This is a genomic window from Vibrio gigantis (genome assembly GCF_024347515.1).
Classification (GTDB): Bacteria; Pseudomonadota; Gammaproteobacteria; order Enterobacterales; family Vibrionaceae; genus Vibrio; species Vibrio gigantis.
In genome coordinates, this window is the sequence record NZ_AP025493.1 from 1,450,952 (window position 1) to 1,476,865 (window position 25,914).

Sequence of the window (25,914 nt, forward strand, 5' to 3'; positions counted from 1 at the left end):
TCACGCTCTCAACTTGGTGAAGGCGAGTGGTGTTTGTCCAGTTTGTTGCTTGAAAAAGGTAATAAACGCACTATTGGATGAGAACTCCAATAGCTCTGCGACATCGCCGACCTGTCGATTTTCTGAGAGCAGTTCGATGGCTTTAAATAAGCGCCACTGTTGTCGCCAATCTTGATAAGTCATGCCTGTTTCTGCCTTGAACAATCGAGTGATGGTTTTAGTGCTTGCCCCAACTGAATCCGCTAATGTCGATAACCCGGGGGCTAAGAACGAATCGCTTCTAACTTGTTCACAAAAGCGTTTGAATCGGCGATCTGTGGGGAGTGGCAAAATGAATGAGTGCTTATTAGCGCAGTAGAATTCCTCCCAAAATAGGTTGGCAGTATTGGTGGTTTGCTCGGATGCAATGTCCCAGTCCCAAAACGACATTTTGTTGATTAAAGCCTTTAGTAGCTCATTTACCTCTATGATTTCTATCTCTTCCGGGCATGTGTAAATACTACTGTCGAAATAGAGCGAACGATAGGCCACGACGTTAGTCATCTGCGCTCTATGTTTGGTATAAGGCGGGATCCATACCGCTTTGGTCGGCGGCAAAATGCAAAGAGCGTCTTCTAAGGTCAAAGTGATGCAGCCTTGCGGAGCGTACAGTAGCTGACCTTTCTTGTGGTAGTGGATGCCTGAGTCGTGCTGACCTATATCTGCAGCAACACCGATTACAGGTGCGGGTAAGCCGTCTGCATCAAACTCACTCGCTTCGCTAATTAATGCCATTTGTCCCAATCTTGTTGTTTTTGGTTTTAATGTTGTTAACGAGTCAAGGTTAGTTTCCCCTAGACTTCTCGTCAAGTTCACTGGTTTGGAAAAATGATGAAAACAAAACCTTCTTTATGGCAAATGGTGCTGCTAGCGATGTTCCCGCAAATTGCAGAAACCATCTATAGTCCGACTCTGGATTCAATATCTAAATCCTTTGATGTTAGTTACACACAAGCAGCACAAACTCTCTCGGTCTATTTCTCTGTATTTGCATTAGGTGTGGTGGTTTGGGGGGTGTTGGCAGATAAGTGGGGGCGTCGACCAACTATGTTATTGGGGTTGGGGTTATTTGCCAGTTCGGCAGTCATTGCCATGCAAACCAATAGCTTTACTTGGTTGATGATAGCAAGAGTGATGGGGGCATTCGGGCTTGCCGTTGGCTCGGTTGTTACTCAGACCATGTTGCGAGATGCTTTTAGTGGCCCAGAGTTGGCTAAGGTATTTGGTTATATGGGGATGGGGCTGTCGATTAGCCCAATCATTGGGTTGTTGCTTGGCGCTCAATTAAGTGAGGCTGGTGGACACCAATACGTATTTACTGCCTTACTTATTATGGTGTTGGCACTAATAGCACACAGTTTGTGGTCTTTGCCGGAAACACAGCAATCTAAGCAGCCGTTGCATCTAAAATCGCTCGGTATTCGCATGGTCAAAGACGGCAGCATTTGGATTTCAGCACTGCTTGTCGCATCGTTCAATATTGCGCTGTTTTCGTATTACCAACTAGGTTCATTCACCTTCTTACAGCTTGGATTTAGTATCGAGCAGTTTGGTTATAGCGGTGTCGTTCTTGGGTTCGGAACCTTGCTAGGAAGTTTGGTTAATAAGTCGTTATTAAAGCGGCAAGTTTCCTCTACCTCTTTGATTGGACTAGCCGCTGGTCTTCAAACGCTAGGTGCGGTGGGTGTGTACTTTTCACAGGACACGATTTGGTTCTTACTACCGATGGTGCTGGTGGTGATGGCGTTTGGAATTGCGATTCCTAATGTACTGAGCCGAGCCTTGGTACTTTACCAATCTCAAGCCGGAAGTGCAGGGGCATTGCTTGGTTTGATGTATTACACCTTGATTGGGTCTGGGCTCGCTCTAGCGGGAATGATTCAAGATCTAGGTGTGGTGCTAGTACTTTGTGGCGCATTATCTGTGTTGGTGGCGATACGCAGTCGACTCTAGCCTAAACGGTAAGTCTCTCATCTATATCGATAAATTCCGCACCCTATTTTGGAGCGGAATTTTTCATTTCATTGATTCGTAAATAGGGATATTGACATGGGTAGAGTGATCGTTCTACCCTTTAGGTAGAACAATCATTCTACCTAAAGGGTATGTAAGAGAGCACCATGTTGAGAGAACAGATTGCAGCAAGCCTTGAAGTGGCATTTAGCCAACAGGGCTTTGCGGAACCGAGCGTTGCACAACTGAAAACGGCGTGCAATGTCAGCCTAAGAACCCTGTATAAACACTTCCCTTCAAAAGAAGCGATGATTGTTGGTGCATTGGAATACCGACATCAGCGCTACCTTAACTTCCTGTTAGAAGCATCTCCTGAGGCTGGTTTGGAAGCTGTCGTTCATATTTTCAACAAACTTCAACAATGGCTAGAAGAGTATGCGCCGCACGGCTGCATGTCGATGAATGCCATTGCTGCGTTCCCAGATAATGAGCTTATCAACCAAGCAGTTACGCAACATAAAGAACAAGTTCGTTTGCTTATAGGCGAGCAGAGCCTGCGAGATGATCTCGCAACGCCCCTGTTTTTACTTCATGAAGGCGTATCAAGCGCGTGGCCAGTATTAGGCGAGGAAGCGGTGGCATCAGCACAGAATATGGTGACAAAATTACTCAAGGAAACACGATGAAATTCGAAATACCGAAAATGATGAAAGGCGTAGAGATGTTGGGTCACGGCGGAGCAGAAATGCTTGGCTACCGCGAAGATATCGCTGTACCTCAAATCGAACCTAATGAAGTGCTGATTAAAGTGATGGCAGCAGGCGTTAACAATACCGATATCAACACACGAATCGGCTGGTACTCAAAAAGCGATGATTCAGACGATGCCAGTTGGTCGGGTGAAGCGCTAAAGTTTCCTCGTATCCAAGGTGCTGATGTGTGCGGTTTCATTGTAGCAGTCGGTAATGAAGTCTCTGAAGATCGTATTGGTGAGCGTGTTCTTATCGAACCTTGTTTAACGGAGGTGTATGGGCGAGATCTGCCACAACCATGGTATTTTGGTTCTGAGTGTGATGGCGGTTTTGCTGAATACACTAAAGTCGCAGCAAAGCACGCTTATGCAGTGAACAGTTCTATGTCGGATGTTGAACTGGCGTCTTTTCCATGTTCTTACTCGACAGCAGAGAACATGCTGACTCGCGCAAGTGTGGTTGAAGGTGATCGCGTGCTGATTTCTGGCGCATCGGGCGGTGTGGGGTCAGCGGCGATTCAATTGGCGAAAGCACGCGGTGCTTACGTGATTGCGATTACTAGCCCAAGCAAAAACCAACAGTTACTTGAGCTTGGTGCCGATGAGGTCATTGCTCGCGATGCTGATTTAGTCGAAACGTTGGGCGAAAGCAGCGTGAACGTTGTGATTGATTTAGTGGCGGGTGATAAGTGGCCAGAGTTTCTTGACGTCCTAAAGCCGCACGGTCGTTATGCCGTGTCTGGTGCGATTGGTGGTGCGATGGTCGAGCTAGATGTTCGTACTCTGTACCTGAAAGACCTGAGCTTTTTTGGTTGCACGGTTTTGGAACCGCAAGTATTCCAAAACTTGGTTAACCGCATTGAGAAACAGCAGATCGGCGCAATTGTCGCGCAGTCTTTCCCATTGGCTGACATCCATACCGCACAAGACGAATTCTTGAAGAAAAAGCACGTCGGTAAGATCGTATTGAAAGTCGTGGAGCGCTAGTTTAATTAGCATCACAGTTCCAATGCATAGGAGAGCGAGCAAGCGTTATTAGCTCGCTCTTTTTGTTTCAGGGAGATACGCCTGTTAGGTTCAACAACTTGATGAGTAACAGAACTTATACAGCTGAAAAATTAATGATTTATTTATCATTGTATGGTTTATGAGTCTGCTGTGTAATAATCGCCGCTGTTATATATCCCGTTCTGTTTTGTATTCATCTAGGAGCCGTATTGATGTTTAAAAGGGTATTACAGGCACTATTTTCCCCTTTCGCTTCCAAGCAAGGTAAGCAGCTAAATTCCTCACAAAGTGCCTCTCAGAAAACTGCCTCAGATGAGGTCTGCTCTCAAGGGCAAACGGCTGTTAAGCCTTCAATCTTTGTACCGCCTTCGTCAAATCAACCATCATCATTGATCGTCGACAAAGCGATGAGCTTTCACGATGGTGAGTTTCTTGATTATCTGTTTGGAGAGTCACGTCTACGAACAGAATCAGACCCATTTAGCGACTTTGTGGCGTGCCAAGTTGAACGCTTGATTCGTTCTCCTAAAGCTCTGCTTAATGAATTACCCGTGATGCCTGCTTCTGTCACGACATTAATGAGTGAACTGCAGAGTGATGAGTTTGATGTCGGTGCCCTGCTAAAGGTGATTGAGCGAGAGCCAAGTATGGCGGCCGATGTGGTTAAACTGGCTAACAGTGCGTTCTACAAACGCAATGAAAAGCAGGTGACGGACCTAAAAACTGCATTCTTAAATATGGGCTCTCAAGGCCTTGTTGAGGGAGTGGTGAATTCTTACATGAAGAACTTTACGCCGGGTAATAATATTTACTGGCGTCATTTCGGCGAAAAAATTTGGAATCACAGTATCCAAACGGCTTCTTTTTCTAAGGAGTTAATGAAAGAGTCGTCATCTCAAGAAGACCAAGCTTCCGCATATTTTGTTGGGTTGATCCGTAATTTAGGCAAGATGATCATTTTCCAAATGATGGTAGAAGCTTTCAAGCATGTTGACCCTTCTGTTCCGTCTAACTCATTGGCGTTGAAGCGTTTGATTAATAGTTATTCTATTCGCCTGACTTACACGATTGCTAAGTTCTGGGAGTTGCCTGAATCGGTACTGACAGCTATTGGTTATCAAGAATCGAGCAGATACGCATGCACTCCACTTGGCCAAGCTGTGTTTGAGGCTAACTCATTGAGTGAGCTGACGTGCTTATTAGAAGAGCAGATGATAGATATCGAGCAGTTTAAGAGTCGATGCAAAGAGAGGCTGACGTCACCGGAAGCGTACAAGGTAGCTAACCGCATCTACAAAGAGTCTGAATTGGCGTTGGTGGGATAAGCTGTCGAATTTGCTTTGTTAATTGTGGATGTTGTTTAAATCAGCATGCTTTAAATGGCCTTATTGATATGTAAGACCATTTTTGTTTCTAGTTTTGATACATCATTGGTAGCTAAATGATGTATCGAAACTAGGGGTAGCTTAGAGCAAGGGGCTTAGCTGAAAACAAGTGCTGTTTAAGGGATCTCTGCTAACTCTTGCTTTAAGCGATCGATTTTATGCAGTTCTTTTTCGATCTTATGTTGGTATTTTTGAATCTTATCCGCTTTATCGTCTCTTTTTGCTTCTTCTAAGTCAGCTCTGTATTCGGCCAAATCTTCTTCATTGGATTCGATTTTGTCACGGAGGTCTTCTTTCAAACCCTCATTGGTGCAGTTTTCTTTCGCGGCTTTCAACGCTTTTGTTAATCGCTCTACTTTGTACTGGTTGTCGTATTGTTCTGCTTTCTTAATTTGATATTCGATCTCACAGAACTTCTTCTCGCAACCCGCGAGAGCGTCGCATTGGGTGCTCGCCATGCTGTTAAAAGAGAGTGCGCAAAGAAACAATAATGAGCCTTTTAAGTGTCGAGTCATGGTTTACCTTCTTATTGGGGCTGTTTAGCTTGTGCTATTTTTGTTGAGTATCACTTCCAGAGTACATTAGCACTTGATTACTTTGCTATTGGCAGGGGAGTGTTAAAGATAAGTCGCTGTGCATAATGACTTATTTTGAACATGGTTAGACTTACAAATGGCTAATCCATAACTTGTCGAGTTCGCACCAACCGAAACCATTCACTTGTGCGCCGTGTATCTTTTCAGACACCTCTAAGTTGAACGTCTCTTGCTTGAGCTCAACCACAATCCCAGAGTCGTTCAACCAAAGCCGAAGTATCAACAGTGCATTCATTGCTAACTCAAAGTTTGGCTGGTTTCTTATTGAGGCTAAACCTTGTTCGATTGTCTCTAGCATCTCAGCAGGTAGTGTTAACTCCCCAAACGGGAACCGACTGAAGAAGCTTAGCCACGAAGCAAAGGTGTCGTTTTCATCAATAATGCTGCATAGCGCGATGTCTTTGATGGTTCGGTAGTGTCCATATTCAACGCCAATCGAACTCTCACCAGAAACCGATAACTGTTTGAATAGCACTTGGCATTCAGAGGTGTCTTCAACGGTGAATTCGCGAAATGGTTTAGACAATGTTGGGTTCTGAATCTTGAAAAACGTTGAGCCGAAATTCTGTTGATCAGCAGAGTTATCTCCACTCATTGTGATCGTCTTTTCGGGCAGCTTCACACACACCTGATTTTGAGCGCAAGCTTTGCTCTGTGCCCATTCAGGATAGACCCACAACTCAACTCGATTAAGAATGGGCGTACTGTGTACATACGCGCTATTGCGGCTCAATCTCAACATCTTGCTCGAGAAAATGTCTAACGAGAATGCGCCAGAACCAATCAGCCTATCGGTCGAAGATGAGAGATCAAAAATGGAGGCTTCAACTCTGGCAAGTAAGCGCGGTAAATGCCAATCAGGTTGATTCAATTTCACGACAACCACATTACCAGTCGAGACAGAGGCCTCATCAATATGCTGATAGCAGCGACGCCATATTTTGTCTTGGCTGAGTGAGTTAAGGTTGCGTGCTATGTCTTGAGCTTCAAGTGTTCGACCGCTGTGGAATTGAACGCCATTACGAATTTGGAAGTGCCAGACAGTTGCATCTTCATTGGGTTGCCAATGGCAGGCTAAATCGCCGCTGAGCTTACCGTGCTGAACGGAGGTGAGGCGTTGGCAAACCTGCATCACTAAGAAGCGTTCGGTGCGCCTAAGTACTCGCTGAGGATGAAGAGTCTCAAGCTCACGGTGAAAGGGAATGTACGCGACGCTCTGTGCAGATTGATTGGCGCTGCTTAGAAAAGCTTGCAGTTCCGCGCCAGCGTTGCGTCCATTAAAGCTTAAGGTGCTAAATACCCGCTCGACGTTGCCTGAATCTGCTTGGTTTTTCGCATATTGGTAGCACGCTTCTATCGGTTCAATCAGACAGGTGAGTTGTGCCTTTTTGTTACGCCCAGAACTGGCTTGCCATTCAATCCAGCCTTGCGCTGTCATTGCTTTGAGTAGAGTTTGAACGTGACGCTCACTCACATGCAGCAAGGCTGCTAATTGGCTGACTTGGCAGCGTGATACTCCAGGCCCAAAAGTCTGAAATATCTTTTCGTACAGTTCAAGCTTGCGCTTAAGGTTGCCCAATTCGCATTCCTAAATGTTAGGTTGAGTTAAGTGTTGGTAGCCAGCATCAGCGAGTGCTTTTTCCATGGTTTCAAGAACCTGTGCACTTATCTTTGAGCTTAGGATATCAGACTCAAGTTTGCCCTCTAATACAAGTTGCGAGAAGTGCTCGATTTGATATTCGAACCCATTACCCTGAATCGGGTGTTGGATAGTTAAGGTTTTATTTTGGTATTCGATCTCGATGTGAGCAGGGTTCCACCACTTCTCTTGAATTGTGATAGTGATGTCTGGGCCAGTTAATCGCGCAGCGCGTGGCAGATTGCGTACCGTTGAAGCCGATATGGTCGCGCTGATTTCTCCAGAGAACTGGAAGCATGAATCGGTATCAACATTTGATTCTTCATAGAGGCTCGACATCTCTACTTGAGGGATAGAAGGCCTAACCCCAAGAGTGCGACATAAATCGTAGAAGAACCACAGACCATACACTCCAACATCAAGTGTTGCTCCACCGGCTAAATCCGGATTGAAGATAAACAGGTTAGGATCGTAGTCGTGCTCGTTGCCAAAGCTGGCTTCTATCGAATCAAGCTTAATCTGTTTGCTGATTAAAAACGATGTAAGCTCGCGATAAGCTGGGAACACGACAGTCTTCATTGCCTCTAGCAACATCACACCATTTTGCTCAGCTAGGGCTTTCATTTCTAACCAATCACCTAGGTTGGTAAAGGCAGGTTTCTCTACCAATACGTGCTTGTTGTGGCTCAGAAATAGTTTGGTTAGAGGTTTGTGATAAGGGTGGACCGTGGCAATGTACACCACTTCAACATCGGGATCTTGAGCCAAGGCTTCATAAGATCCATAAGCTTTATCGCAATCAAACTTATTGGCGAACGTGGCTGCGCGAGAGTGAGCTCTTGCTGCAACAGCATACAACTCACCATGCAGAGAGTGGTCTGTGACTGCGGTTGCGAATCTATTGGCGATATTACCTAGCCCGGCTATGCCCCATTTAATCTTGCGTTGCGTGTTGCTCATCCGTTGCTCCAAATCGTTGTTTTGTATCAGTGTACTCAGAGACGTCACATACAAATAGAGAACAGATTTCTCAACCTGTTCTCTATTTATTTTATTCTAGTTGAAGCTCTGGCTTAGCTCTGTATGGAGAGCTTCCAATCGGCTAGGGCTTTAATGTGTTTGGGCCCGATGCCACAACAACCACCGATGATATTCGCGCCCAATGCGTGCCAGCGTTTGGCGTAAGCTAAGTAACCTTGGCCATCCGACTCGCGCATTTCTTGAAGCATGTCATTCGCTTCATGTTCGCTGCTGATAGGCGCAAAGTTGTTCGCATAGACACCGATTTCTAAGCTGATACCTAGCTCATTGATCACTTTCTTAGCATCAATAATGGCTTGATCCATCACTTCAGGCACTGAGCAGTTAAACATAATGCCTTTTGCGTTTGATTTGCAGGCCAGTTTGATGGCGTCTGTTACGCTCTCACCAGAACGAATAGAAGCGGAATCGCCCTTGGTATCTTCCAAGCTGAATGCGTAATAACACGGTTTGGTTGATTGCTTGAGTACCGCATGAATGGACTCGAACTCTTGCAGACTACAAATGGTTTCCGCTATCCAAAGATCGATGTTTGGGTCTTGGGCATCGTAAAGGGTTTGAATAATTGGCGCTGCTGCTTCTACCTTGAACAAGTCTGGTCGGTAGCTACCAAATGGCGGTGGAATTGCACCCGCTACTTTCACGGTGTGAGGAGCACTATTGGCAACAGCCTTAGCCAATTCGCCAGAAAGCGCCGCTAGCTCAAAGCCTCTTTGTGCGAACAGTTCTTCACCCAAGTGAAAAGGCACACACGCATAGCTGTTGGTAATTATGATTTCAGCGCCTGCATCGACAAAGTTTTGGTGTGCTTGGCTAACAAAACCGGGGGCTTCAATCAGAGCTTGAGCGCTCCAAAGAGGTTGCGAGAACGGCGCGCCAATTTCTTTGAGTTCTCGGCCCATGCCGCCATCAAGTATGGTGAGTGTTTTCATATTCAATACTATCTAAACAATTGCTGAAGTTCTGCCGCCACCATATCAGACAACCTTGCTTGACTAAAGCTATCCAAACGGAAGGGTTTTAACTAAGTCGATCCCGCATAAATAGGAATAATAAGATATTGTGCCTCTGGCGCTATGCTGTATTGGATTTGGGGGATATATTATTAATCACTGGGGCCTGTGAATAATTCGAACACAACAAGTTGTAGAGGAAAAGTGCATTGAAGTTAACGAATAAACTCGTGCGTTACCCGCACATTGATGTTGATCGTGCGTTTGAAAAAGAAGACGAGCTATTACAGCAAATTCAGGCTGGTGAGATTGGACAAGCCTTAATGTTGTGGCAAGCCAAAATGCCGACACTGGTTTTGCCTGCAGGTAAAAAGTGGCCAGTGACGTTAGAGTCTAGAAAACAACTCGAGTCGCAAGGTTGGCGACTATCTTCACGTAAAACGGGTGGCGCTCCCGTTCCCCAACTGCCGGGTGTCATTAACCTATCGCACATTTATCATTGGCCTCGTGATGAAGCGTACAATATTCAAAAAGCGTATCTACATTTATGCAATGTATTGACGCAATTTTTTAAAGAGCTGGGCGTCGATGTGGATGTCCATGCAACCCCAGGTTCTTATTGCGATGGCGATTACAACCTCAACATCAATAAACAAAAAATAGTGGGTACGGCTCAGCGTGTTTTGCTTAAACGCGGGGGCGGTCAAATCGTGCTTTCACAAGCCTGTATCTTGTTAGACGCTGACTTAGAGCACATCGTTGCCCCCGTGAACTTTTATAATCAAGTTTGTGGCAATCCAACCGTGGTGGATGCACATGTACATACCCTGCTGTCTCAGCATGTAACATCCCTACTCAACGTAGATTCACTTTTTCAGCAGTTAAGCCAAGCTTTTATCAAGTATGCTTGATGCTATGTGTCTACCAGAATCAACTGGGTGCGACGCACAACTTTTCTTCTAGCAACTGGTCAAGCGCTTCCACTAATTTACGGTTTTTAGCGGGGTTCAATGCATCGGCATGAGGGGCTTTGAATAACCCTGAATCGTTATCGAAGTATTGACCGGAAGCGTCGGAAAACTCGTCACTGAGTGCTGCGCGACAAAGGATATCGGCGCCAATCGCCAGATCGTTGCCGTCCACGCCATAAGCTTCTTTGACCAATTTACTGCCGAGGAAAGAAGCAGGGTTCACCGGGATCACCGAAGGTCCATTATCTAATAGAGTGTTGGCCAATTCGATAGACCACATCGTCAGCGCGAGCTTACTTTGCGCGTAAACTGGGCCATCTAATTTGCCGGCGCTCGAACTGATAAGCGCTTCTAAATCTACGGTTGATTGGGCTGCTGAAGATAGGTTGACGATACGACCTGTCGTATCAAAAAGAGGGAGCAGCTTTTGTGTCAGTAGATAAGGCGCAATGGTGTTCACAACAAAGCGTACATCAAGGTTGTCTGAGGTGGTGACGTCTGAAACCTTGTATACGCCAGCATTGTTGATCAATACATCGAGCCGCTTGTGATTGTTTTTGATTTGAGTTGCGAGCGCATCGACTTCAGAGAGCGTTGATAGATCTGCTATGTAGCTTTCGATGATTGCACTCTTAGATAGGCGAGACAAAGCGGTTACGACTTTACTCACCTTGGCTGGGTTTCGGCCATGAATTAGAAGGTGGTGTCCTTGTTGAGTCAGCGCTTTTGCGGTCTCCAAACCAATGCCATCTGTGGCTCCTGTGATCAGAATTATTTTTTGCATATCCCTTCCTTAAAACAGAATCCTAGCCACTTTTATAACAAAGTTTCACTGCGCAAAGTTTCTAGTGGTTCACAGGATCAACGCAAGAAGTGCACTCATTATTGATAAATTTGAAATAAACAGGCTGTCTTGTTGGTGTGTTATCTGTCACTTTTCAATTTAGAGTTTAATTAGGTCGACCTAACTCATTAATGTCCCAAAGCTTGCTAGACCAATTAAAAAGAGGCTGATGACCAGCTGGTACGTTGTTTGCTCCAGGAAAGAAAGGCCTCCCGACATGTCGCTGATGATAAGCTGGATTTACAAAGGTATCTCTCAACTAGGTGTTGAATGATACACCTAGCTGGTCAATACATTTCTAATACACAACATCGGTGAGAGACATGAATAGCTCTACTCTCTTTTCGTCATCTTTCTCTTTTAACAATCTTTGAGCATCAGATTCTAATACCCAACCAATTGCTTTGTGGGCACTTTGGCTATTACCGGCACCATAATTTCGCCAGCCGGCACAATCCATATTTCTCATCTTATCCAAAGCTGATGCATATGAAGCTTCGAACTCACCATTAGATTTAACAGGGTTCTCTCCGATTTTATATCCTTGCGCTGATTTTTGTTTAATGTTGAATGGGGTACAACCAGTGCGTTTTGTTGATACTGGGATTCTATTAGCTCTGTTCTGTTTCATGGTTAACTCTAGTTTATTACGTTGACAGTATAATAATATCGAGTTTATTATGTTGTCAACGTAATCATTTTGAGAAGAAAGAATGTCTACAAAAAATGAAACTCTACTCAGTGCTATAAGCCTTGATGAACTCAACGAGTACTGCCACTACACACTAACGTGTATTAATCAAACCGCGGATCTGGCTAATACAGGTGATTGGCCTGATGATTTTTTAATGAGCTGGAGTAACACCCCTGATGAGGTAAACGCCTTAAAGTCTTCGTACTTAGGTCAGGCGATGTTTTTCCTATGGGAATACGCAGAGTTCGGCCTTCATTATGAAGATATGAAAGCAGGACAGTTTCATGATCCTCTAATGCAAGTATTTAGATGGACAGCTCTTTGCGATGCCTTCTTATTACACGCTGGTACATTTGGTACTGAAGACCTTGCAATACAGCAAGTAGGAAAGCAAGTGGCTTACAAAGTTTTAGCGAGGCTGAAACTTGACCTAGATATTGATATTGATGACGAACTATCGGCTAGCCATCTATTCCCTTTATCTCATCCTACCGACCTAACGACTCTGGAGTATGCACTACTTGCTGGCTTTAGCCATGTTGGTGCTGTGCGTAATGAAATCAGCAACAAAAAGAATCCGCTGCCTGTAATGAAAGAAGGGAACCAATCAATTATCCCGATTGAAGAAGCAAGGAATCGGTTATTTAGGAAGCGTAAGTTTGTACCAACGCGCGGTATGGATTACCAAAAATTTACTACGAACTAGAGGTCACTTATGCTTTCAATTTCACGAAAAGTTGATGAGTCCGTATTGCTTCTTGATGAAGAAGACAACGTCATTGCTACGATAAAAATTCAACCTCAACGCCGAGCTGGCCGCGTTAACTTGGGTTTAGAGTTTGATACTAAACTAAAGGTAAGGCGTGCAGAAACGTATAATAACCCTGCGTATCAAACTACCTCTTAGTTATGTAGATAAGGGTCTTAATTTATCCTCTATAGATTTCCTTGTTCTTACCCAAAACAACCCCCATTGTCCCCAGAGATTTCTGACGGGTTAGGGGAAGCGTTGTTTGGGATTTTGAGTTCTGAGGGCAAGAGGTCATGGGACACGTGCCCTCAATAATCGATTTGGATCGTCTTTACAGACTATCGCCCGAGCATTCTCAATAGGGTTCGGTCTTTATCGATGATGTGATGTTTTACCGCTCCTGCTACATGTAATACCAAAGTAATGGGTAGAAGGTACTGGCCAATGATGTGGTGAACTGTTTCAGACTGTTCTTGGAGAGTAGGGGACAGTATTAACACTTCACCAGGAGTATTTAGGTCGACAGTTTCCGGCCATACTTCCAATGCAAAGATGTGAAGGCCATGCCCTCCTGCTACAGACATAACGACACCAGATAATGGCATCATAATCATGCACAACATTAGTAACCAATGTACGGCTTTACCCAAATATTTCTCTGTGCGGCTATAACCCCCTACAGGTTCTGGCCAGCCTTCAATAATACGCCATGCAATCCGTGGGATTAATACAGCGATGATGGCGACGCCTAGTGATGTATGAGAGTCAAAAAACCACTCTACCTCCAGACTCTCCATCAATAATCCAGATAAGAGCATGTAGATCATCATGCTGCCAGTAAGCCAGTGAAGTGTGATGGATGCTCTGGATAGCGAATAGGTATTGTAACTCGGCATGTTCTTTACTCATTTTTAGATTTCTTTCGAGCCTCACACGCTTGTTGTCGATTATTTGTGAAATGAATGTATTTATAGGTAAATTTATAAATTTTGGAGCTTGTAATGAATAGAAGCCTCTTAATGACATCAGCAAACACTCTGGAAATACATTATGACTCTTCGCCTTATTTCGACTTCTATCATTATAATTTATGCGCTTGTTAGCTTGTCTTTCACGCTGTGGTGTTCCTTGGTGAGTTAATAGACTAAGGGTACTTGCCACGAAGTTTGTCTTGGAGATAGTTCACGAAGCAACGCACTTTCAACGGGATATGCCGACTTTGAGGGTAGATAGCGTTGATTGGAATCGAATCACTTGGGAATCCTTCGAGTACCGTAACAAGCGCACCTGTTTTTAGATATTCATCGATCATCCATATTGGTAATTGAGTAATGCCTAGCCCTGCGAGTGCCATTTCTAAATTGGTTTCACCACTATTACTGCGAAAGACACCGCGAACGGGCACTGATATCTGTTGGCTGTGGTTACTAAAGTGCCAGTTGTTGAGTGAACGATTGAAGGTATAGACAATGCAATCGTGACCTTTGAGGTCGAGTGGATGTTTAGGCACCCCATGCTTTTCTATGTAGCTGGGTGAAGCTACGAGTAGTAATGGATTGCTAAATAATGGTCTTGCAATCAGGGAGGAATCTTCCAGGTTTCTTGCGCGAATCGCGACGTCGATACCTTCAGCCACGAGATCGATATGACGCTCATCGATCACCATATCTATCTCAATCTCAGGGTATTCAGATAAAAACTCGGCAATCAACGGAGCGAGTAAGATCCGCGCAAGAGGCGCAGGTGCAGCAATACGCAATGTTCCCTTAGGTGAACTTACTTGCGAGCGAACACTGGCTTCGACCTCTTCAATCTCTTGAATAATGGTTGTGCAGTGTTCGTAATACTCTTGACCGGCCTGAGTCAGTGACAGTTCGCGACTGGTGCGCGTGATCAGCTTTACACCTAGATTATCTTCTAATGCGGCCACTTTTTTACTGACCGTCGCTTGGGAAGTATTTTGCTCCCTGGCTGCGGCTGAAAAGCTGCCTGTTTGTATAACGCGTAGAAATACGCGCATTGCGCCTAGCTTGTCCATGATTGTATTTGATATTGGAATAGATGGTGTTCATTTTAGCTTGGTTCTATAACAAATCCACAGTGGTTACTATCTTCTTCGTCAACCAAATTATCGATAGAGAGAGATAGAAGATGAAACCAACTCATACCAAACAAGCCATTCGTGAAGCTATGGATCACCTGATTGACCGTGCAACGAACTTTGATATTGAAGCTTTAGAGACGATCTACCACCAAGATTTTCATACCACCTTGATCATGCCCGACAGTACAGTGCAAACATTCAATAAAGTGGAGTTTAAAGCGCATTTTTCGAAGCAAGCTGAAGAAGGCAAACACCAACTCAATACATGGGCGGAATGGCATGATTTCCACATTTTAGGAGATTCAGCGGTATGTGTATTAAGCCGTAAGCACAGTGGGATGAATGGGGAAGAAATGAAGCTGCTGTGTAATATCGAATTGCGCTTTGAAGATGAGCGCTGGCAAGTCCTACGTGAGCAGATCTTCCTACGCCCGCTTTCGGAAGGTTAATGACTGCATTGCAGTTTGGTTATTGCAATGTCGATATACTGATAACCTAGCAAAACTGATTGCCTAATCAAACAGAGGCAAGTTGTAGGTAAACGGAATTGCCTATGGCGTAGCACTGCCTCTTTTTTGGAGCACACTCAAGTTTAACTATTTTCTGCCGCCGGTGAGACGCACAATTTTTAAAATTAAGCGAAGTAACCAACTAGGAATGGGTGACATGTACGTTTTGACCCCATTGATGAATGCAGGACGATTTTCAATATCTTTCATCCACCGAACCAAATTAGGGTAGTCATTTAGTGGGTACGCGAACACTTTCCCCAATAAATACAGCGTTGGAAACCACGCGATATCAGCCATAGAGTAAGTGCTTCCGACTAAGTAGCGCTGTTGGGATAGTTTCTGTTCCAGTATTGATAAAGTATTCGCTATTTTGACTTCAGACTCTTTGAGTACAACATCAGGTGCTACCGTTATACGATGATTGTGAAACTGAGAGCGATGAGGAACGTATTGGTCATAAAATGCTTTTTGCTTAGGTGTTGGTAGGCGTCCAAAACCTTTGGCGTATATCCAAGGGACGATATAATCCATGTGAGAGTGTGAAGCGAGATCGAGAAGCTCCTCCATCTTGACTGCATGAGCTTTATTGTTTGGTGTAAGTGATTGTTCAGGAAACATTGCTTCTAAATAGCGGAGAATAGTGATGCTGTCTCCCATTGCTTCACCATCATGTACTATTGCTGGTACGTCGCAAGTTGGGTTAATTGTGTAGTATTTTGAACTCAATTGCTCACCTTTGAGTAGATCGACAATGTGGATTTGCGTCTCAATACCCTTTTCCGCAACAGCAAGCATGACGCGACCTGCACAATTAGAGTACGGATTGCAAAAGAGGTGAAGTCCAGCTAACGAAGTAAAGTCGTCGGGTAACATTTAATATGTCCTTGATGTTTTTAGATGACGGAATGAATTGGCTACTTAATAATCCAACTTGGGGAAATGGACATGCACAGTGCCTACTCGCTCGTGTTCTCTGCGTATGATGATCGTGTTTTCATCTTCTCCGACTATGACTCCTTTTACGCCCTGATTCATATTCGCCATGAACCCCCCATTACGAAACGTGATGCTCTGACCAATACGTGGTGAGTTGAGGTATTGCTGCGTTATCGATGACGGTGTTGCAAGACAGGCACTGTCGAGACATTTGTTCCCGTCAATTTCTGTATATCTTCCTGTACCAAATTGAGACATTGTTTTATACCACTTCTGAAGATGATCGAGCCCTTGCGCTGCCTTCATCCCATTTACCATGTCTAAAAAGTAGATCATTGTGAAAGCAGTGAAATCAACGGATGTCGGTTTATTTTCCGTTAGTAAAAAGTCTCGATTAAGGAGCTGTTGGTTAAGCTGCTCTAAATAGCGGCGCGCAATGGCAGTTTTTTCTTTATGTGGCAGCTCTGCGTCGGGTCTTTTGAGTGTTTTTGCAAGCTTGATTCGGTCTGTAATAAAGCGCAACGCATGGTTAGGTGGCATGTTTTTGAAGTAGGCGATCAGCATCTCTAAAGGTTTTACTGATTCGATGATGGCGTTGTTACCCTCTGTCTCTATTCTTTTTATCCATTGTTTCGCTTCTTCGAGAGAAGGGTAGTGGTTTAGTGAGTATGCGTTGTTCCGTTCAGTCATCACCCGAAGGATAAGTTCAGAGTCACAATACATGTCTGCACCGATTTGTAGGATAGGTATACGTCTGCTGTACTCACCCACCAAAATTTCCTCAATGGGTCTAGGCATTCCTTTCGGCGCGATGAAAGAGAGGTAGGGTTGTTCTAAATACCCCATCAACAACATGACTTTTTGTGCGTAGGGGGATTTAAGCGAACGATGAAGTATTGGGGTATTCATAGGAAACCTTACTAAACGAGCATGAGTTTAAAGTCTTGGACTTATATTCCGCGGAATATATTAGATCTGAAAATTCTTCACTGTCAAACGATTTAGTAAATAGGTGCCTAGTTGTTTGCTCCATTTTCACCAATTGGTTATTCTTACCTTCAACATGATTGAGAAAAAGATTTTATTAAATGGCTAATAAACAAGCGATTATTAATTCTGATTTGGACGTTTCCCAAAAGGTAATAGGGCTGATCGCCTGTATTGGTCAAGAAATGAAGTCTGAAATGACTCGTAAGCTCAAGCCGACGGGATTGTCTTTGATACAGCTTGAGATACTCCATGTATTGTCAAAAGCTCCAGAAAAGTATCTGACCGTAAATCAAATAAAAAAGCTAATGACAGATGAGAGTCCGAACGTATCGCGTGCTCTGAATAAATTGATGGACGCTGCACTCATTGAAAAGCGACGCGATAGTCAAGATCAGCGTGTTGTGTACATTCATATTACCGAGGTTGGAGAGCAAGCACACATAGATGCTGACCAACAGCTCCTCAGCGTTAGTTTAGATTTTTCCCCTGGGGATGCTGAAAAGCTTTACGAGTTATTGAAAAAACTCTAATTAAGCCGCCGATTAAACTCGAAAGCCGACCTAATTCTAGGTCGGCTTTTTTATCCCTAACGCAATTCTGAACATAACTTTTCTTACCAAATTCAACATAAAGTCCTTGTAAGTATAATCCATGGAATATATCTTAAAAAAGAGAATACACACCTTGCTGTGAATTAGCTGTTATGTACGCAAAGTAATCATTAGTGAATGTTGTACCGACGAATTAGAGAGTAGGAGAAAATCATGATCACTGTTCATCATTTAGAGAACTCACAATCCATACGGATCCTTTGGCTTCTGGAGGAGTTAGGTGTGGACTATCAGCTACAACACTATAAACGAGTTGGTCCCCAAACTTTGGCTCCAGAGAAATACAAAAATCTGCATGTGATAGGGACGTCTCCCACCATTACGGATCAAGATTTGGTGCTAGCTGAGACTGGAGCAATCATGGACTACATCTTGGATAAGTACCCAAGCTCAACATTACGCCCCGAGCCAAATTCTAGCCAGAGAGTGCGTTATTTGTATTGGATGCATGCCACACAAGCTAGCTTCATGCCACTAATGTTGGATGCTTTAATCTTTAAACGTATGGTTTCAAAAGTCCCATTCTTTTTAAAACCCATCATGAGTCTGGTTGTGAATAAAGTAAGAGATGGCTACCTTTGGGTTCGATATCACCGTCATTTGCGTTATATGGATCAAGAGTTATCTCAATCGACTTGGTTATCGGGTGAGGAGCTCACCGCAGCTGATATAGTGATGGGGTACTGCCTAGAAGTCGCCGAAATCAGGGTAGGTATTGGAAAAGAGTATTCTAATGTGCATGAGTTTCTGAATAGAATGCGACAGCGTCCAGCATACCAACGGGCTATAGAAAAAGGAGGGAGGTTTACTCCTTTAGTAGAATGAAGTATTTGCGATGCTATTCGTTTGACGAATGACCTAGTCGTGATTATCAGCGAGTGAATTTAAATGTCGCTTGTCGTTATGACAAGCGGTTATTTATTCCGGATTTCTAGCCAAAACAACCCCATTGCCCGTAGGGTAGTAGGTATATTGGGCAAGCGAAACTGTTAAGCTCTAGGAAAGATGGAGGGAAAAACATCTATTTGAGATTTTATGGCAATTGTTGAGAACTTGCGTAAGCAAAGTCGCTCTTAGATTTCCTCACGATATTAACTCTAGCTCGTCCGGGTGTTTACCATCAGCTAGTTATTACGCAGCAGAGACACCGAGAATTCGGGGGGAAGTTATATCCCGCCTCAATTACGGTTTAGGTATCACCCAAACGGTCGATTTCTTGGTGCCTAAACCTATGCGAGCACCCCAAGCCGTTGCAGCTGGAGTTACTATTACTGCTGCTGTAACTAGTATTGTTAGTGATAACTTCTCATTGGCGATAGGCTTTTATATTGACGTTAAAAATTCTAGCGCGCGCTGCTCATTAGCCCTGCATTCGCTAGTGGCCATCGTGCCGTGTTTTAGCTTGATTAAAGTCTCAGCACTTACCCTTTTAAATACCTGTTCATGGTCATACCGGCTTTCAACCAATGTGGAAAGGTCAGCGTAAGAGGCTGGCGTGCTTTCTACTTGCTCGAACAATACGCATGCCTGCATTACTCCCATCATCTCTGATATGTCATCCTGTTCGTTGCTAAACCAGCCTGCTGAGGCAGTGAATGATGTTGTTGTGATTAATGCTGTTAGTGCCAGTTTTTTCATTGTTCAGTCTTCCATTGTATTAATCGGCTTTTGACCATATTTAAGCGGTTATGTCCCGCTTTGTGGTAAGTGCCTGGTGTACGTACTATAAAAGTATGAGAACGGAGGTTTTACCATTTTGTGCCATGTTGTAATTAATGCTGTTGGAAGAGTGGTTGGTCACTTTGAATAACCAAAGAAGCCTCAACCAATCGAATCGGTGAGGCTTTATCGTTAATAGCCATCTTGTTTTTTTAGGCTTTGTTTGACGCTGTTATCGCTTTATCGCTTAATGAGCGTGTACCGATGAATCTTGGTATAGCTCGGCATCCACCTCTTCGCCTTTACTTGGGCGAGGTACAATCTCAAACGAGGTGTCAGCTTCAGTCAGTGAAGACAACAGTTTGTTCAGAGATGATTTGTCACCTTTCACGCCTGCTTGGCCATCTTCTAACAGTTTATTGAGTGTGGTTTTCTTCAGCACGATGTCAGACACGTCAGACTTATTGATGATCAGTGTCGTATCCGCATCTTGCAGCTCTGAAACTTGAATGTTGTTCAGGTTGCCGTTCGACATCTCTACGTAGTAGAACTCTTTTACGTCAGGTAGCTGAATATTCATGGTAAATGGTGTTTCTTGCGCTTTTAGCGAATCCACTTTTACTGCTAAGTAATCAAGTAGGTTTTCGATGGTCATGTTCGCTAGTACGTCCGGTGACGCGGTTTTTGGTGCGCCCGGTTGTGTGCCAATGCGAAGCTCTTGAGCACCCGTTAGGTAGATGTTTCTCCAACCTGCCCCTTCTGATTGATAACCTAACTGTTCGTAAGTATCTGCCAAGAGGCCACGTGCAACTTTGTTGTCTGGTTCAGCTTGAATCACCTTATTCAGTGCTGTCGCAACGAAGCGGTATTCACCTTCTTGATAGTCTTGCTGCGCTTTTTCAATTACGGCATCGCTGCCGCCCATGTATTCCACAAACTTGACCGATTCTGGCTTCACTTGCAGTGGGTTAAGGTTTGCAGGGTTCATATCAAAGTAGCCAAGGTACATGTTGTACACAGCGCGGGCATTGTGCGAGTAAGTACCGTGGTAACCATTGGTGTGCCAAGATTGTTGAATGCTGTCTGGCATTACTTTGTAGATCTCATCACCTATGTCTTGCAGAACCACACCGTTGTTAGCTAAGCGAAGGGTTTGGTTATGAGTAAAGCCGTAAGCGTCACGCTGCATTTTTAGGTAATCAGAGATCTCTTGTTCACCCCAAATTGGCGATGAGTGAGAAGCAAACAACACTTCGGTTTCTTCACCCCAAGTCACTAGCATTTCGTTGATTTTCTTAGACCACTTCAAACCATCACGAACCTTCGCGCCGCGTAGGGTGTACAGGTTGTGCATACCTTGGTAAGTCAGTTCACCCGTCCATAGTGCTTTCATGCTCGGGATATAAGTCACCATCTCAGAGGCTGCTTCAGTGCCCGATGCATCCATAAATTGCAACTCTAAACCGTCGATAACCAGAGTTTCAATTTCTTCGTTGTGATTCAGTTCGTAGTCTGGCAATACGTAGGTAATGCTACCCGTCGATAAGCCTTTTGCCAGCGCAGCATCGACAATACCGTGTTCATGGCGATTCAGTGTTGCACCATATTGATAAGCGGTACGGCGAGACATTGCATTACCAGTCAGCACGTTTTCATCTACGATTTCTTTAGTGATGTTCTTTGAGCCATACACTTTTACATCTGGGTACGCGTCTTTAATTGCGCGGGCACCACCGAAGTGATCGGCGTGTGAGTGCGAATAGATCATCGCAACGATTGGTAACTCGCCACCATCAGGAACATTACCTTGGAAGAACTTCAGTGACTTCTCTGCTGCTTCTTTGGTTAGTAGAACGTCATAAGCGATCCAGCCATTGTCAGTACGGATGAAAGAAATCGAAGCTAAATCGGCGCCGCGGACCTGATAAACCTTACCCGGAACAACTTCATATAAACCTTCTGCAGCTTGGTTCAATACTGCTTGTCGCCATAACGATGGGTTGACTGAATCTGGTGCTTTGTCTGCATTTGAAACACTAGGTTCGATGAAGTTGAAGCTGTTACGGATGATGTCGCCTGTTTCTTGGTCGAAGCTTGCGATAAGTCCTTTGTTGTTATTGTCGAAGGCGCGAGTGTCGGCAAAGTTAAGTGTTTTTGCGAACTCTCGGTTTGCTTGTGCCGTCATCTCTGTCGCGTCTTTGCCACCTTGGTCACCAATCTCGCTAAAGTGAGCGTGGTCGTGGTTCGCTGCAATTGAAGGGAATGCAAGAGAGATTGCAAGGAACAGTGTTGCATTTTTGAAAGTGCGTGAAGTTGTCATATGAGCCTCTTCAGTTCGGTTTTCGTTTCGATGAAGAAAGTGTATGACTTACACATATAGCAAAAAATAAAGTAAGCTTTATTTAACACATCACGAACAGTTATGTGTTGAAGTTGTATTAAAGTGAAGGTTCAAGATTAAACCTTGTCGTATGCTGAATACGGCCACAAGCGAACATGGAGAGCAGCTGTGAGTGATGTTGAAAAGTTAGACCTGAATTTACTGAGTGTGTTTTTGGAAGTGTATCGATTAAAGTCGATCACCTTAGCATCAGAATCTCTTGGTATGACTCAACCAGGGGTCAGCGGAGCATTGAAGCGATTGCAATCTCAACTTGATACAGACCTCTTTATTCGCGAAGGGCGAGGGATCACTCCAACCAATGCTGCCGTGCAACTGGCAAGCCGAGTAGAGCCCGCGTTAGAAGGAATTACAAGTGCAGTCAGCACCTTAAAGCAGTTTGATAATCAGCAGCATCACGTGTTTCGAGTTCTGGTTAACGAGATCGGCCTAACCAAACTTCAACCCCTTGTTGAGCAAGATGAGACTTTGGGAAACATCTCAATCGAGTTCAATATGGTGCCGAATAATGAAGAAGACTTACTGCAAAGTTTGAGTATGCAGCAAGCGGACTTAGCGATCGATATCCATTATCCGCAAGTCAATGGATATATGAAACAACCTGTGATTGAAGATGAACTGGTGCTCATTGCAAGAAAGGGTCACCCTAGAATTAATGGCTCGGTGACAGAAGAGCAGTATTACAATGAAAAGCACATTACTTTTCGAATGCGCCGTACGCGTTTATACACCGCTGACTACTTTACTAAATCGCCGCTTAAGCAAAGAAAGGTCAGTGCGGAATGTGATTCGTTAATGACGATGTGTGTGTTGGTATCGGGCTCGGACTGTGTGGGCAGTACGTCGCGTGATTTTGCCAATCAGTTTGCAAAACCCTTCCAGCTTCAGGTGCTAGATCAGCCATTCGAAGTTTTGCCTATGCAGCAATACATGATCTGGCATAAAAGAACCGATTTGAATGCGGCTCACCAGTGGTTAAGAGACAAGATCCAACAATACATGAAGAAGTCTGAGATCGGCTGAGTTACAAGTGGAACAAATAAAAACGGCCTCAAAATGAGGCCGTTTTTATATCCGGTTATTCCGCTTTTTGTTTTCGCTTTTGGCGCGCATTCTTAATCATTTGAACAGGGGATAAGCCAGTGACTAGCATGGTGCCAGTGATAACAAGAATAGATCCGACAATGGTATTGATGCCAATGGCCTCATCTAAGAACAAGTTACCCCAAAGGATGCCAAAAACAGGAATTAGAAAGGTGACCGAAAGGGCTGAAGGCGCACCAAGCTCATTGATGAGATTAAAGTAAAGTAGATACGCTAACCCTGTACATACTGCACCTAATAAGATGACCGATGTGGTGATAGTGAGATCGGGGGCTTCTCGTATTGGCATGAAAAACACAAATGGCAATACGATTAACACCGCTGCCCACATGCTGCCGTGCGCGTTATTGAAGGCTTCAACCTTGGGTGCTGTTTTGGTGTAGTTAGACGCGATACCGTAGCTAAATGCTGCCATAACGGCTGCAAATATAGGCAGAATAGCTTCTTGGCCAATATTGAATGCATCCCATCCGACTAACACGGTTACGCCTGTAACCCCAATGCCTAGTCCAAGCAACACTTTGCTCTCAAGTGCAGTTTTGGTCCATATCGCTCCAATGATTGCCGCCCATATCGGTGCGGTGGAGTTTAAAATCGCAAGGGTTGAAGCATTCAAAGTTTGGGCAGCATAAGCGAAACACAAAAAAGGAAGCGCGGTGTTAAACAATCCAAGAATGAAAAAGTGTTTCGAATGAGTATTAAAAGAGAGCTTCTTTTTCAGATAAAAAGAAACCAAGAGTAGGGTGACTGCTGCGCACAGAACTCGGGCTTCAATTAGGACCGCAGGGCCTAAAGGATTCGCTGCGATTCTCATGAAAAGAAATGAACCGCCCCATATTGCAGCGAGGATAATTAGTTTTATAAAGCTCACAGCATGAACCTCTGAAGATGTAAAACACCGACTATGAATCAAAGCTAAGTATTACACAAACTTAGATCTTAACATTGGTAACTGTGGGTATAGGTTTGAGCTCTTAAATAGGAATAGATTTGATTGATTTCGTTCTGTTTATTGATCCTGATTTGATGAGTAATTTAGCGTTAGACATCAAACTTAGGTGAACAAAATGAAGATTGAACACATCGCAATTTGGACTAAACAACTCGAAGTGTTGAAACGATTTTATGAAGACTATTTCGGCGCGACATCGAACTCAAAATACCATAACCCAACTAAAGGTTTCTCTTCATATTTCCTCTCTTTCGAAACAGGAAGTCGTCTAGAGATCATGGAAATGGACTCGGTTCCTGAATCGAAAGATGACCTCTATGATCAATTTACCGGCTTCATTCATATGGCGATTTCGCTAGGATCAGAACAAGCGGTGGATGAACTCACCAACCGTTTGGTTGAAGATGGTTATGAACGCTTAGATGGCCCAAGAAGAACGGGCGATGGTTATTATGAGAGCTGTGTACTCGATCCTGATGGTAATCGATTGGAACTTACCGTTTAATGTAGGGACTTAATTGAGTTACTCATCTACCAACGGAACTGAGGTATTACTATGATGAAGCGTGCTGTGACTTTCCTTTTTAGTCTTGGGCTTATGGGATGTGTTACCTCTGAACCGGTTTATGAGCCAGAGAGTGACTCTAAGTCAGAACCATCACTGCCAATAGGCTACCTCGGCTTTAAAGCTCACCAAGAGTGGGCCATTAAGTTCAATGACTGCACCGTTTATGATTTAACTGGCGCACAGCCCTACCAATGGTTTGATCGTACTTCAGAGTCTGTGAGCTGTTATACGTTTAAGCCAAACGATGCTATCGAGCCTCTGTTGGTTTACTCCAATGCTGATTTCAACAGCAACAAACTTACACCGATTGACCGCTTCCAAGAGCTACAGATTACGGAGTCTGGCTGGGGTAAATTTCCTAGCGTCTATGAGACAAACGGCACTAATTGGCTGAGAGTCAAAGAAGGGTGGATTCACCTTACACTCGCCGACCAGACGCTCGTACAGTTTTATCCCGGAAGCCAAGACCATTCTGGCAAATCACAACATGATCAGTATTTTGAACAGCATTGAGATTTCGCTGAGATACCATGACGTTTTTATATCTAGCCTAAGGAACGTGGTTTACGTATCGGGCTATTCTCCCTTTCTAACACCCCCTAAAAAATAAATTTATAAAAATATGTCATATTCACAACTTCTTGTTGAAGATGACATCGCATCTCAACGTAACCACCAATAGAATAAGTATTTAATAGGCTTTACATGGAAGCTTAATAAATAAGGATTATTTCTGTTGTTATGATTTTTAGTGAAAGTTATGAACTTTATTATAAGCCAAAGTTAGAAAATAAAACTGGAAAGGTGATCGGTATTGAATGCCAACCAAGGTTCAAGGTAGAGAATGGTATTACGCTCAGCTCCAATTTTTTCATAGAAAATATTTATTCGACACATAGAAACTACGAAATGTTCTTGTTTACTCTACAGGAGTCAACCAAGCACTTAAGAGATATAAATACATCATTATGTATTTTCATATCGGTGAAAAGGCAAGATATATTATCGTATGATCTTGCAACACCTATTCGAGTACACTGTGATAATTATGGTTTTTCAACGAGCTCTATTACGCTTCAATTGGACAGTTCACCAATAAATGAAAGTGATAATGTTTTGTTTCTTAAACTCAATGAGCTTAAAGATGCTGGTGTTAATATTTTTATTGGTCAGAATCAATATAGCTATGATAAACGCTATGTAAACTACTATTCAAAAATCGTAAGAAAATTAAAATATAACCTATTGCTATTTAAATCAAAACTATTAGAAATAACGGCTATATAAATCAGATAAAGTATTTGACGATTATCATCAATCCCGCTCTTAACATCCCCCTGCTTTCTATTGATAGAATTGAAATTAAACACCCTATACTCCAGTAGTAATTATCCAATAGATGACTTTTTAGCTACTTATTTTTAGTCGAGAATTTATAGATTTCAGGCGTTT

At 43.7% G+C, this 25,914-nt stretch carries 28 protein-coding genes; 14 read left to right on the top strand and 14 right to left on the bottom strand.

The genetic code is table 11. The features are described from left to right. On the bottom strand, positions 1–774 hold the full coding sequence (locus OCV56_RS22510; protein WP_086714742.1) for an AraC family transcriptional regulator: 774 nt from the start codon (positions 772–774) through the stop codon (positions 1–3). Between the two features lie 96 nt (positions 775–870). Between OCV56_RS22510 and OCV56_RS22515 the strand changes: the two genes are divergently transcribed. The 4 genes from OCV56_RS22515 to OCV56_RS22530 all read left to right on the top strand — a co-directional run bounded on the left by OCV56_RS22515 (position 871) and on the right by OCV56_RS22530 (position 5,076). Further along, positions 871–1,992 (top strand): multidrug effflux MFS transporter, encoded by a 1,122-nt coding sequence (locus OCV56_RS22515; protein WP_086714743.1) that lies wholly within the window; start codon positions 871–873, stop codon positions 1,990–1,992. 167 nt (positions 1,993–2,159) lie between these two features. Beyond that, complete coding sequence (locus tag OCV56_RS22520) at positions 2,160–2,678, top strand: TetR/AcrR family transcriptional regulator (RefSeq protein WP_086714744.1); 519 nt, start codon at positions 2,160–2,162, stop codon at positions 2,676–2,678. Further along, a complete protein-coding gene (locus OCV56_RS22525; RefSeq protein ID WP_086714745.1) occupies positions 2,675–3,730 on the top strand; it encodes an alcohol dehydrogenase family protein in 1,056 nt (351 codons plus the stop codon). The genes OCV56_RS22520 and OCV56_RS22525 overlap by 4 nt, the downstream gene beginning before the upstream one ends. A gap of 233 nt (positions 3,731–3,963) precedes the next feature. Further along, positions 3,964–5,076, top strand: a complete 1,113-nt coding sequence (locus OCV56_RS22530; protein WP_086714746.1) for an HDOD domain-containing protein — start codon at positions 3,964–3,966, stop codon at positions 5,074–5,076. 176 nt (positions 5,077–5,252) lie between these two features. Here OCV56_RS22530 and OCV56_RS22535 read toward each other — a convergent pair whose 3' ends face one another. The 4 genes from OCV56_RS22535 to OCV56_RS22550 form a co-directional block, all read right to left on the bottom strand. Further along, on the bottom strand, positions 5,253–5,651 hold the full coding sequence (locus OCV56_RS22535) for a DUF1090 domain-containing protein (RefSeq protein ID WP_086714747.1): 399 nt from the start codon (positions 5,649–5,651) through the stop codon (positions 5,253–5,255). Positions 5,652–5,802: 151 nt separating this feature from the next. Then, positions 5,803–7,311, bottom strand: coding sequence for an SgrR family transcriptional regulator (locus OCV56_RS22540; RefSeq protein ID WP_086714748.1), 1,509 nt, complete (start codon positions 7,309–7,311; stop codon positions 5,803–5,805). 9 nt (positions 7,312–7,320) lie between these two features. Continuing rightward, on the bottom strand, positions 7,321–8,331 hold the full coding sequence (locus OCV56_RS22545; RefSeq protein ID WP_086714749.1) for a Gfo/Idh/MocA family protein: 1,011 nt from the start codon (positions 8,329–8,331) through the stop codon (positions 7,321–7,323). Positions 8,332–8,444: 113 nt separating this feature from the next. Beyond that, a complete protein-coding gene (locus OCV56_RS22550; protein ID WP_086714750.1) occupies positions 8,445–9,344 on the bottom strand; it encodes a homocysteine S-methyltransferase family protein in 900 nt (299 codons plus the stop codon). A gap of 230 nt (positions 9,345–9,574) precedes the next feature. On the opposite strand from OCV56_RS22550, the gene OCV56_RS22555 reads away from it, so the two are divergent. After that, positions 9,575–10,276, top strand: a complete 702-nt coding sequence (locus tag OCV56_RS22555; protein ID WP_086714751.1) for a lipoate--protein ligase family protein — start codon at positions 9,575–9,577, stop codon at positions 10,274–10,276. Between the two features lie 19 nt (positions 10,277–10,295). Here OCV56_RS22555 and OCV56_RS22560 read toward each other — a convergent pair whose 3' ends face one another. Both OCV56_RS22560 and OCV56_RS22565 read right to left on the bottom strand, forming a co-directional pair. Next, a complete protein-coding gene (locus OCV56_RS22560; RefSeq protein WP_086714752.1) occupies positions 10,296–11,120 on the bottom strand; it encodes an SDR family NAD(P)-dependent oxidoreductase in 825 nt (274 codons plus the stop codon). Between the two features lie 358 nt (positions 11,121–11,478). Continuing rightward, positions 11,479–11,811, bottom strand: coding sequence for a hypothetical protein (locus OCV56_RS22565; RefSeq protein WP_086714753.1), 333 nt, complete (start codon positions 11,809–11,811; stop codon positions 11,479–11,481). An 82-nt stretch (positions 11,812–11,893) separates the two neighbouring features. On the opposite strand from OCV56_RS22565, the gene OCV56_RS22570 reads away from it, so the two are divergent. Both OCV56_RS22570 and OCV56_RS22575 read left to right on the top strand, forming a co-directional pair. Continuing rightward, on the top strand, positions 11,894–12,580 hold the full coding sequence (locus OCV56_RS22570; protein ID WP_086714754.1) for a hypothetical protein: 687 nt from the start codon (positions 11,894–11,896) through the stop codon (positions 12,578–12,580). Between the two features lie 9 nt (positions 12,581–12,589). Beyond that, positions 12,590–12,781, top strand: a complete 192-nt coding sequence (locus OCV56_RS22575; RefSeq protein WP_086714755.1) for a carbon storage regulator — start codon at positions 12,590–12,592, stop codon at positions 12,779–12,781. A gap of 182 nt (positions 12,782–12,963) precedes the next feature. On the opposite strand, the gene OCV56_RS22580 is transcribed toward OCV56_RS22575, so the two are convergent. Both OCV56_RS22580 and OCV56_RS22585 read right to left on the bottom strand, forming a co-directional pair. Continuing rightward, positions 12,964–13,521, bottom strand: coding sequence for a cytochrome b (locus tag OCV56_RS22580; protein WP_086714756.1), 558 nt, complete (start codon positions 13,519–13,521; stop codon positions 12,964–12,966). 248 nt (positions 13,522–13,769) lie between these two features. Further along, on the bottom strand, positions 13,770–14,645 hold the full coding sequence (locus OCV56_RS22585; RefSeq protein WP_315973290.1) for a LysR family transcriptional regulator: 876 nt from the start codon (positions 14,643–14,645) through the stop codon (positions 13,770–13,772). A 131-nt stretch (positions 14,646–14,776) separates the two neighbouring features. On the opposite strand from OCV56_RS22585, the gene OCV56_RS22590 reads away from it, so the two are divergent. Then, positions 14,777–15,178 carry a nuclear transport factor 2 family protein gene (locus tag OCV56_RS22590; protein WP_086714758.1) on the top strand — a complete coding sequence of 134 codons (402 nt, stop codon included), beginning with the start codon at positions 14,777–14,779 and terminating at the stop codon, positions 15,176–15,178. 147 nt (positions 15,179–15,325) lie between these two features. Here OCV56_RS22590 and OCV56_RS22595 read toward each other — a convergent pair whose 3' ends face one another. Both OCV56_RS22595 and OCV56_RS22600 read right to left on the bottom strand, forming a co-directional pair. Further along, on the bottom strand, positions 15,326–16,036 hold the full coding sequence (locus tag OCV56_RS22595) for a glutathione S-transferase family protein (RefSeq protein WP_228761161.1): 711 nt from the start codon (positions 16,034–16,036) through the stop codon (positions 15,326–15,328). Between the two features lie 123 nt (positions 16,037–16,159). After that, on the bottom strand, positions 16,160–17,086 hold the full coding sequence (locus OCV56_RS22600) for a glutathione S-transferase family protein (RefSeq protein ID WP_086714760.1): 927 nt from the start codon (positions 17,084–17,086) through the stop codon (positions 16,160–16,162). Positions 17,087–17,265: 179 nt separating this feature from the next. On the opposite strand from OCV56_RS22600, the gene OCV56_RS22605 reads away from it, so the two are divergent. Both OCV56_RS22605 and OCV56_RS22610 read left to right on the top strand, forming a co-directional pair. Beyond that, positions 17,266–17,697, top strand: a complete 432-nt coding sequence (locus OCV56_RS22605) for a MarR family winged helix-turn-helix transcriptional regulator (protein ID WP_086714761.1) — start codon at positions 17,266–17,268, stop codon at positions 17,695–17,697. Positions 17,698–17,931: 234 nt separating this feature from the next. After that, positions 17,932–18,603, top strand: coding sequence for a glutathione S-transferase family protein (locus OCV56_RS22610; protein WP_086714762.1), 672 nt, complete (start codon positions 17,932–17,934; stop codon positions 18,601–18,603). Between the two features lie 498 nt (positions 18,604–19,101). Here the strand turns inward: OCV56_RS22610 and OCV56_RS22615 are convergent, their stop codons facing one another. Both OCV56_RS22615 and OCV56_RS22620 read right to left on the bottom strand, forming a co-directional pair. After that, positions 19,102–19,416: a hypothetical protein gene (locus tag OCV56_RS22615; protein ID WP_086714763.1), complete on the bottom strand. Its 315-nt coding sequence runs from the start codon at positions 19,414–19,416 to the stop codon at positions 19,102–19,104. Between the two features lie 268 nt (positions 19,417–19,684). Further along, on the bottom strand, positions 19,685–21,757 hold the full coding sequence (locus OCV56_RS22620) for an alkyl/aryl-sulfatase (protein ID WP_086714764.1): 2,073 nt from the start codon (positions 21,755–21,757) through the stop codon (positions 19,685–19,687). Positions 21,758–21,946: 189 nt separating this feature from the next. On the opposite strand from OCV56_RS22620, the gene OCV56_RS22625 reads away from it, so the two are divergent. Further along, positions 21,947–22,861 carry a LysR family transcriptional regulator gene (locus tag OCV56_RS22625; protein WP_086714765.1) on the top strand — a complete coding sequence of 305 codons (915 nt, stop codon included), beginning with the start codon at positions 21,947–21,949 and terminating at the stop codon, positions 22,859–22,861. Between the two features lie 55 nt (positions 22,862–22,916). Here OCV56_RS22625 and OCV56_RS22630 read toward each other — a convergent pair whose 3' ends face one another. Beyond that, positions 22,917–23,813 (bottom strand): DMT family transporter, encoded by an 897-nt coding sequence (locus tag OCV56_RS22630; RefSeq protein WP_086714766.1) that lies wholly within the window; start codon positions 23,811–23,813, stop codon positions 22,917–22,919. A 196-nt stretch (positions 23,814–24,009) separates the two neighbouring features. On the opposite strand from OCV56_RS22630, the gene OCV56_RS22635 reads away from it, so the two are divergent. The 3 genes from OCV56_RS22635 to OCV56_RS22645 all read left to right on the top strand — a co-directional run bounded on the left by OCV56_RS22635 (position 24,010) and on the right by OCV56_RS22645 (position 25,749). Further along, entirely contained in the window at positions 24,010–24,399 is a 390-nt protein-coding gene (locus OCV56_RS22635; RefSeq protein ID WP_086714767.1) for a VOC family protein, read from the top strand. Positions 24,400–24,450: 51 nt separating this feature from the next. Beyond that, positions 24,451–24,975, top strand: coding sequence for a hypothetical protein (locus OCV56_RS22640; protein WP_086714768.1), 525 nt, complete (start codon positions 24,451–24,453; stop codon positions 24,973–24,975). A gap of 228 nt (positions 24,976–25,203) precedes the next feature. Next, positions 25,204–25,749, top strand: a complete 546-nt coding sequence (locus OCV56_RS22645) for an EAL domain-containing protein (RefSeq protein ID WP_086714769.1) — start codon at positions 25,204–25,206, stop codon at positions 25,747–25,749. Positions 25,750–25,914 lie beyond the last annotated feature (165 nt).

Bases quoted from the DNA above. Each gene is read 5' to 3' on its own strand.
- OCV56_RS22510 (WP_086714742.1), bottom strand. From the start codon at position 774: ATGGCATTAATTAGCGAAGCGAGTGAGTTTGATGCAGACGGCTTACCC.
- OCV56_RS22515 (WP_086714743.1), top strand. From the start codon at position 871: ATGAAAACAAAACCTTCTTTATGGCAAATGGTGCTGCTAGCGATGTTC.
- OCV56_RS22520 (WP_086714744.1), top strand. From the start codon at position 2,160: ATGTTGAGAGAACAGATTGCAGCAAGCCTTGAAGTGGCATTTAGCCAA.
- OCV56_RS22525 (WP_086714745.1), top strand. From the start codon at position 2,675: ATGAAATTCGAAATACCGAAAATGATGAAAGGCGTAGAGATGTTGGGT.
- OCV56_RS22530 (WP_086714746.1), top strand. From the start codon at position 3,964: ATGTTTAAAAGGGTATTACAGGCACTATTTTCCCCTTTCGCTTCCAAG.
- OCV56_RS22535 (WP_086714747.1), bottom strand. From the start codon at position 5,651: ATGACTCGACACTTAAAAGGCTCATTATTGTTTCTTTGCGCACTCTCT.
- OCV56_RS22545 (WP_086714749.1), bottom strand. From the start codon at position 8,331: ATGAGCAACACGCAACGCAAGATTAAATGGGGCATAGCCGGGCTAGGT.
- OCV56_RS22550 (WP_086714750.1), bottom strand. From the start codon at position 9,344: ATGAAAACACTCACCATACTTGATGGCGGCATGGGCCGAGAACTCAAA.
- OCV56_RS22560 (WP_086714752.1), bottom strand. From the start codon at position 11,120: ATGCAAAAAATAATTCTGATCACAGGAGCCACAGATGGCATTGGTTTG.
- OCV56_RS22565 (WP_086714753.1), bottom strand. From the start codon at position 11,811: ATGAAACAGAACAGAGCTAATAGAATCCCAGTATCAACAAAACGCACT.
- OCV56_RS22570 (WP_086714754.1), top strand. From the start codon at position 11,894: ATGTCTACAAAAAATGAAACTCTACTCAGTGCTATAAGCCTTGATGAA.
- OCV56_RS22575 (WP_086714755.1), top strand. From the start codon at position 12,590: ATGCTTTCAATTTCACGAAAAGTTGATGAGTCCGTATTGCTTCTTGAT.
- OCV56_RS22580 (WP_086714756.1), bottom strand. From the start codon at position 13,521: ATGCCGAGTTACAATACCTATTCGCTATCCAGAGCATCCATCACACTT.
- OCV56_RS22585 (WP_315973290.1), bottom strand. From the start codon at position 14,645: ATGCGCGTATTTCTACGCGTTATACAAACAGGCAGCTTTTCAGCCGCA.
- OCV56_RS22590 (WP_086714758.1), top strand. From the start codon at position 14,777: ATGAAACCAACTCATACCAAACAAGCCATTCGTGAAGCTATGGATCAC.
- OCV56_RS22595 (WP_228761161.1), bottom strand. From the start codon at position 16,036: ATGCTTGCTGTTGCGGAAAAGGGTATTGAGACGCAAATCCACATTGTC.
- OCV56_RS22600 (WP_086714760.1), bottom strand. From the start codon at position 17,086: ATGAATACCCCAATACTTCATCGTTCGCTTAAATCCCCCTACGCACAA.
- OCV56_RS22605 (WP_086714761.1), top strand. From the start codon at position 17,266: ATGGCTAATAAACAAGCGATTATTAATTCTGATTTGGACGTTTCCCAA.
- OCV56_RS22610 (WP_086714762.1), top strand. From the start codon at position 17,932: ATGATCACTGTTCATCATTTAGAGAACTCACAATCCATACGGATCCTT.
- OCV56_RS22615 (WP_086714763.1), bottom strand. From the start codon at position 19,416: ATGAAAAAACTGGCACTAACAGCATTAATCACAACAACATCATTCACT.
- OCV56_RS22620 (WP_086714764.1), bottom strand. From the start codon at position 21,757: ATGACAACTTCACGCACTTTCAAAAATGCAACACTGTTCCTTGCAATC.
- OCV56_RS22635 (WP_086714767.1), top strand. From the start codon at position 24,010: ATGAAGATTGAACACATCGCAATTTGGACTAAACAACTCGAAGTGTTG.
- OCV56_RS22640 (WP_086714768.1), top strand. From the start codon at position 24,451: ATGATGAAGCGTGCTGTGACTTTCCTTTTTAGTCTTGGGCTTATGGGA.
- OCV56_RS22645 (WP_086714769.1), top strand. From the start codon at position 25,204: ATGATTTTTAGTGAAAGTTATGAACTTTATTATAAGCCAAAGTTAGAA.